This window comes from Microcoleus sp. w2-18bC1, assembly GCF_036700365.1.
In the GTDB taxonomy this organism is placed as follows: Bacteria; Cyanobacteriota; Cyanobacteriia; order Cyanobacteriales; family Microcoleaceae; genus Microcoleus.
Genome location: NZ_JAUBOS010000035.1, coordinates 53,412 through 60,297, shown reverse-complemented (window position 1 = coordinate 60,297; position 6,886 = coordinate 53,412). Strand labels below are relative to the sequence as shown.

Genomic DNA, 6,886 nt, shown 5'->3' with positions numbered 1-6,886 from the left:
CCTTATTCTCTCCCGGCGCGGTGGCTTTAGTTCTTCTCAAAGCCACCGTTCTCATCTTTATTTAGTCTAAAGTACAGCTAAAAACAAAAGAAAGAATAGAAGTCCTCACTAAAAAATCCAACAAGGTTCGTAGTGAGGACTTTAGCCCTAATTAAGCAAACTTAATCTTCAAATAATCCTCCTCCATCTTCGCCCCCGAAGGTTGGAGCGCCGCTAAAGCTTGCGGCAACACCAAATTACGGCGGTGATTGCCAATCCGAACATTCAACTCATCTCCCGTTTTGCTCAACTGGATCTGATCCTTAGCAATTCCGGGCAAATACAGTTCAAGACTATATTGATTGTTTTCCTGCACGATCTTAATCGTATTTTCTTTGTAATAAACTTGACTTGGATCTTCGTCTTTGTAAAGAGTTTCTTTCAACCGTTCCAAAGCTGCCAAACCGCACATTTCTTCAGAATAAAGTGGCACCTCCTTAACTGGCAGCGGCATAAAATCTGAGTGAATTTCCTGACGGTACTGTTCCTGGCTTTCTTTCCACCGTTTAAAAAATGGGTCAGTTACTTCTGCAGGAATAATCCGGTTAGCTACTACTAAATCAGTGGCTACATTGTATAAACTCAAATAGGCATGAGCGCGCAGAGACTCTTTAATTACCATTTTTTCGGGATTGGTAACTAACCTTACCGAAGTCACAGTATTGTCAGTTAAAACCTTTTCCAAAGCTTCGATTTGTTCGTAAAATTCGTAAGGTGCATCCATCACCTCTTTGTCTGGCAAAGAAAAACCCGCAATTGGTCTAAAAATAGGTTCAACTAAAGGCCGAAGGGCGGCTGATATGCCTTGGAGTGGCTTGTAAAATTTTCTCATGTACCAGCCGCCAACTTCCGGCAAACTTAGCAGTCTCAATGCTGTGCCAGTCGGAGCAGAATCGATAATTAAAACATCAAATTCGCCTTCGTCGTAATGTCGCTTCATTCGCACCAAACCGAAGATTTCATCCATTCCTGGCAAGATGGCTAATTCTTCAGCTTGCACCCCTTCGAGCCCCTGCGCTCGCAAGACTTGAGTAATGTAGCGCTTAACTGCTCCCCAATTGCCTTCTAATTCCCTGAGAGCGTCTAATTCTGCTCCCCACAAATTCGGTTTCACCAGCCGCGAATCGTGTCCGAGTTCCATGTCAAAGCTGTCGGCTAAGGAGTGAGCCGGATCTGTACTCAGCACTAGGGTTTTGTATCCCAATTCGGCACATCGCAGCCCAGTCGCAGCGGCTACGGAGGTTTTGCCCACGCCGCCTTTTCCAGTCATTAATATTAAGCGCATTGATTGTTTAGCTCGCCTGAAAATTCTTTACTTCTTTATTGTAACGTTCTGTAACAAAGATTAATTTAGTGGGCGCTTAATTTTGGCGACAAGCACCCGCCGGACATACCACATTTCCCGTAATACACGAAATTGCTGCCATGTCAACATCAGTTAAAATTACTTATCTCAGATATCAATTGCAACACATAAAAATCCATCAGCGTTCATCTGTGTTTATCTGCTAACATCTGCGGTTAAAAAAGGGATCTCGCTCTTGAAACACCATCTTTTATTGCTAACAAACCTAAGCCAAATTCTCAAACATTAGTTTTCACCGAAAATACAAGCTGTTTGAGTACATCCAACCGCGAACAGTTCCAGTAATCGATGTGAGAAACAATTAAACCGTCGCTGTTGATTTTGAGTTCGCTCCTACCGGCGATCGCCATTTTCGGCTTCCAAGGTAGCGGTGCGATCCAGCTCAGAGTCCAGCGAGTTTCTATAGTATCTACCGACTGCGAAATCCCGTGCAAATCGAGATTTACATCCTGAAAAAAAGTCCCAATAAACCAGATCATTTTGCGGTAGCGATCGACTCCTGTAAATCGATTCACCGGATCTTCAAAATAAACATCTTTTGCATAGATGCTGTAAGTCTGATTATCGGGAAATCTTTGATAATCGTCTTTGAGAATTTCAATAATATCCATTTCGAGCGATCGTTATTCTTCTATTATTAGAATATAATTTTAACACAATAGATATAAAATCCGCAAATCTTGTCCAAATTGTGATATTATATCATGTTATTTCCTGCCTTGCAAACTTTCAACTTAACATCACAACTATGATCGACCTCTACACTTTTACCACTCCAAACGGCCGCAAAGTCTCGATCATGCTCGAAGAAATAGGTTTACCCTACAACGTGCACGTCATAGACATCACAAAAAACGACCAATTTAGCCCAGAGTTCATTGCCATCAACCCCAACAGCAAAATTCCGGCGATAGTCGATCGAGATAACGGCATCACCCTCTTCGAGTCCGGCGCTATTCTGATCTATCTTGCCGAAAAAAGCGGCAAATTTCTGCCCACAGACAAACAAAAATACTTTCAAGTTATGCAGTGGCTGATGTTTCAAATGGCCAGCGTCGGCCCGATGTTTGGTCAGCTAAACCACTTCAAACGCTTTGCACCCGAACAAATTCCCTATGCGATTGGGCGCTACGAAAAAGAAACCTTGCGCCTCTACGGAGTATTAGACACTCAACTAGCAAAATATGAATATATCTGCGGCGACTATTCTATTGCCGACATTGCTATCTATCCCTGGGTTGCTATTTACGAATTTCAAGGATTAACCCTCGACAACCACCCCCACCTCAAACGTTGGGTAGAAACCTTGCAGAAACGTCCCGCAGTTGAGCGCGGAATGGCTGTTCCATCATTATAAACCCCCCATCTAAATTGTATTTTCGGGCGGGCTAGAAGCCCACCCCACAAGCAAATGGACTTTTGTGGAACCGGCTTCTAGCCCGTTCTTACGAAATAGCGGGCGGGCTAGAAGCCCACCCTATAAGCAAATTGACTGGTTGTGGAACGGGCTTCTAGCCTGTTCAAAAAAAGCCCTCAAACTCAATCGGCGAAATGCTTAATAATCGCCTCAGCAAACTCCGAACACTTCAACTCAGGCACCGGAGGCTCCATCAACCTCGCCAAATCGTAAGTAACTTCACCATTAGAAATTGCCGCTCCCAAACCCTTCTTAATCAAGTCTGCTGCTTCCTGCCATCCCATGTATTCTAACATCATCACCCCGGACAAAATCAGGGAACCGGGATTGACTTTATCCAAACCAGCGTGTTTCGGTGCAGTGCCGTGAGTGGCCTCAAAAACTGCACATTCATCACCAATATTCGCACCGGGGCCCATGCCCAATCCACCGACAATGGCGGCGGCCGCATCGGACAAATAATCCCCGTTTAGATTCATTGTCGCCAAAATCGAATACTCGGCCGGTCGGGTTTGAATTTGTTGGAAAATACTGTCAGCAATTCGGTCGTTGACCATGATTTTTTCTTTCCACTGGCCGCTGCCGTGACTGTCCCAAATTGCAAACAGAACGTCGGCTACTTCTTGACGAATTTTGGCTTGTTTTTCGGGGGTCAAAGCATCGTATCCCGGGTCTATTTGGCGAGCATTATCTTCTAAGCTAATGTCGGATTTTTTTTCTTTGTTTCCCAGAATCCAAGACTCTCTTTCCGTTACGCACTGTTCGCGAAATTCGGTGGTTGCTAATTCATAACCCCAATCTCGGAAAGCTCCTTCGGTATATTTCATGATGTTGCCTTTGTGCACCAAAGTCACTTGCTGCTTATCTTTCGGCAACCGTAAAGCGTGGGTAATGGCGCGCCGTACTAAACGCTGAGAACCTGTTTTGCTAATGGGTTTAATTCCGATTCCCGAATCGAGGCGAATTTGTTTTTTGCCATGTTCTGGTGTTGCTGGAATTAGCTCATTATTGAGGAATTCAATCAATTTTTTGCCAATTTCGCTGCCTTTAGCCCATTCAATTCCGAGGTAAATATCTTCTGTATTTTCCCGGTAAATAATTACATCTAGGAGTTCAGGAGTTTTGTGTAGCGATGGTGTTCCAGCATAATATTTGCAGGGCCGCACGCAGGCGTAAAGGTCAAAGATTTGCCGCAAAGCTACGTTTAGCGATCGAATTCCGCCCCCGATTGGGGTTGTCAGTGGCCCTTTGATGGCGACTCCGTATTCTTTGATGGCGTCTAAGGAATCCTGGGGCAGATATTGGTAAGTACCGTAGACATCGCAAGCTTCGTCGCCTACATAGATTTTAAACCAGTTGATTTTTCGATCGCCACCGTAAGCCTTTTCTACCGCAGCATCCATGACTTTCTGGGATGCAGGCCACAAGTCAACGCCGGTACCGTCGCCGCGAATGAAGGGAATAATCGGGTCATTGGGGACAATCGGCGAACCGTCTTTGAAAGTAATTTTAGAACCTGTTGTTGGGGCTACAATTTTTTCGTACATATCTTAACAGCGCGGATAGGAATGTTCCCTATTTTGCCACGATTGTCTGCCTAAACCTCAATCAATCCTAAATATTTGTATAAATTTTTGATAACTTGATTTTTAACCGTAGATAATAGCAGATAAACGCAGATAAACGCAGATAAACGCAGATGTCTGCATTTATCTATGATTTTATTCTTTTTGCATATTCTTCTTCACTATCCATAAAATACACCAGATGACTATAATCACCACAACTATTTTGGAAATCGGCCCGAGATAATCCTCTACAAGTGTATAATTTTCCCCTAGTTTATATCCGGCAAAGGTCAGAAAACTTACCCATAAAAGAGTGCCGCCTGTTGAGTAGATTAAAAAAGGAATTAAAGGCATATTATTGATGCCAGCGGGCAGAGAAATTAGGGTACGAACTCCCGGTACGAGGCGACACAAAAACACGGCTTTGTTGCCGTGTCTATTAAACCATCTATTTGCTTTGTCAATATCGGCGCCCGATACTGTGATCCACTTCCCGTATTTATCGGCTAAATTCCTCAAGCGTTCTTCGCTCAATAATTTACCAGCATAGTACCAGGGAAGCGCCCCCAGAACTGTACCGATTACTCCTGCTGCGATCGCCGGTGAAAACTCCATTCTGTTCTGGAATACCGTGAATCCTGCCAGCGGCATAATCAATTCTGAGGGTATGGGGGGGAAAAGATTTTCTAAAAACATCAACAGCCCTATTCCGAAATAGCCCATAGACTGCATTGTGTTAGTTATCCATTCAACCATTTTGATTCCCTAATTTGGTAAGAAGAAGTCATTAGTCATTAGTCATTGCTCGTTCCCAGGCACAGCCGCGGAACACATATCTAAAGGCTCTGCCTCGACTCCCCTTGAGGGAGGCAGAGCCTCCTTGTATTCATTCCCAGGCCGAGTCCGGGAACGAGAATACTATGATTAAGTGCCCGAAGTCCAAGAGTTTGTGTACTCAATTTGTTCGGCAGTCAAAGTATCAATGTGAATACCCATTGCTTCCAATTTGAGACGGGCAATTTCTTTGTCAACTTCCACGGGAATTGAGTGAATACCAGGCTCTAGTTTGCCTTTGTTAGTAACTAGATATTCGCAGGCTAAAGCTTGGTTAGCAAAGCTCATATCCATCACGGCACTGGGGTGTCCTTCGGCTGCTGCCAAGTTGATCAAACGACCTTCGCCCAACACAATAATCGATTTGCCATTATTGAGGTGATATTCTTGAGTGAAAGACCGGACTGTTTTCACGTCGGTGCTTTTTGCGCCGAGGGATTTGAGGTCAATTTCAATGTCGAAGTGACCGGAATTGCAAACAATTGCGCCGTCTTTCATTGTCTCGAAATGTTCGGCACGAATGACGTGTTTGTTGCCGGTAACGGTAATGAATATATCTCCGACTGTTGCTGCTTCGTCCATCGGCATGACGCGGAAACCGTCCATCACTGCTTCGATCGCCCGAATCGGATCAATTTCGGTGACAATTACGTTAGCACCCATACCACGGGCGCGCAGTGCCGTGCCTTTGCCGCACCAACCGTAACCTGCAACCACAATATTTTTACCGGCTAACAAAATATTGGTAGCGCGGATAATGCCGTCTAGGGTAGATTGACCGGTACCGTAGCGGTTGTCGAAGAAGTGCTTGGTGTCGGCGTCGTTGACGTTCATCGCGGGGAAAGTCAGCACACCGTCTTTCAACATGGCCCGCAGGCGCACGATGCCTGTGGTAGTTTCTTCGGTAGTTCCGATTAAGTCGGAAATTTGGTTGGGGCGGTGCTGGATTAGTGCGGCTACAACGTCGCTGCCGTCGTCGATGATAATATTGGGGCGGTGGTCTAGGGCTGTGTAGACGTGACGTTCGTAGGTAGCCGCATCTTCTCCTTTGAGGGCGAAGACGGAAATGCCGTAGTCTTGAACTAAGCAAGCTGCTACGTCATCTTGAGTGCTCAAGGGGTTGCTGGCGATCAGTACGGCGTCGCCACCGCCGAGTTTGATGGCGATTGCCAAATGAGCGGTTTCTGTGGTTACGTGGCAGCAAGCGGCCAAGCGAATGCCAGCGAAAGGCTTTTCTTTAGCGAAGCGTTCTTGAATTTGCCGCAAAACGGGCATTTCCCGGCCTGCCCACTCGATGCGTTGCTTTCCCAAGGGGGCGAGGGACAAGTCTTTGACTTCGTGTTTAATCTTGACGGATGTAGCAACCATGTATGTTATTTCTCAGAAATCATCAAACTTTGTTAGTTTTAGCAGATTAACCCATCGGGGGGCAAGTGCTGTGATTTTACTCGATCGGGGTCGGCGCGGCTAATCTTAAATTTTGATTGTGTTTTAATGATTAGCGAGCTAGTCGATGGAGTCACCCGCACAGTGATAGTCAAACATCCTTGTCGGGCGATCGATCTCAATCTTTTGTGTTAGCGTGGCGTTCTGGAATTATTTGACACTCTCACTTGGGCTTCTGGCAGTTTGAGCCCAGATTCCGCAGGTCTTTAAATACAA

At 45.4% G+C, this 6,886-nt stretch carries 6 protein-coding genes; 1 reads left to right on the top strand and 5 read right to left on the bottom strand.

The features are described 5' to 3' along the window. Positions 1 to 151 precede the first annotated feature (151 nt). A complete protein-coding gene (locus QT979_RS18205; protein WP_333176612.1) occupies positions 152 to 1,324 on the bottom strand; it encodes a TRC40/GET3/ArsA family transport-energizing ATPase in 1,173 nt (390 codons plus the stop codon). 299 nt (positions 1,325 to 1,623) lie between these two features. Continuing rightward, positions 1,624 to 2,016: a DUF2358 domain-containing protein gene (locus QT979_RS18200; RefSeq protein WP_333311319.1), complete on the bottom strand. Its 393-nt coding sequence runs from the start codon at positions 2,014 to 2,016 to the stop codon at positions 1,624 to 1,626. A 137-nt stretch (positions 2,017 to 2,153) separates the two neighbouring features. On the opposite strand from QT979_RS18200, the gene QT979_RS18195 reads away from it, so the two are divergent. Next, positions 2,154 to 2,762 carry a glutathione S-transferase N-terminal domain-containing protein gene (locus tag QT979_RS18195; RefSeq protein ID WP_333311318.1) on the top strand — a complete coding sequence of 203 codons (609 nt, stop codon included), beginning with the start codon at positions 2,154 to 2,156 and terminating at the stop codon, positions 2,760 to 2,762. Between the two features lie 182 nt (positions 2,763 to 2,944). Here QT979_RS18195 and QT979_RS18190 read toward each other — a convergent pair whose 3' ends face one another. The 3 genes from QT979_RS18190 to ahcY all read right to left on the bottom strand — a co-directional run bounded on the left by QT979_RS18190 (position 2,945) and on the right by ahcY (position 6,592). Next, positions 2,945 to 4,369: an NADP-dependent isocitrate dehydrogenase gene (locus QT979_RS18190; RefSeq protein WP_333210758.1), complete on the bottom strand. Its 1,425-nt coding sequence runs from the start codon at positions 4,367 to 4,369 to the stop codon at positions 2,945 to 2,947. A gap of 174 nt (positions 4,370 to 4,543) precedes the next feature. After that, positions 4,544 to 5,146, bottom strand: a complete 603-nt coding sequence (locus QT979_RS18185) for a DedA family protein (protein ID WP_333210756.1) — start codon at positions 5,144 to 5,146, stop codon at positions 4,544 to 4,546. Between the two features lie 168 nt (positions 5,147 to 5,314). Further along, positions 5,315 to 6,592, bottom strand: a complete 1,278-nt coding sequence (gene ahcY / locus QT979_RS18180; protein ID WP_333035008.1) for an adenosylhomocysteinase — start codon at positions 6,590 to 6,592, stop codon at positions 5,315 to 5,317. Between the last annotated feature and the right edge of the window lie 294 nt (positions 6,593 to 6,886).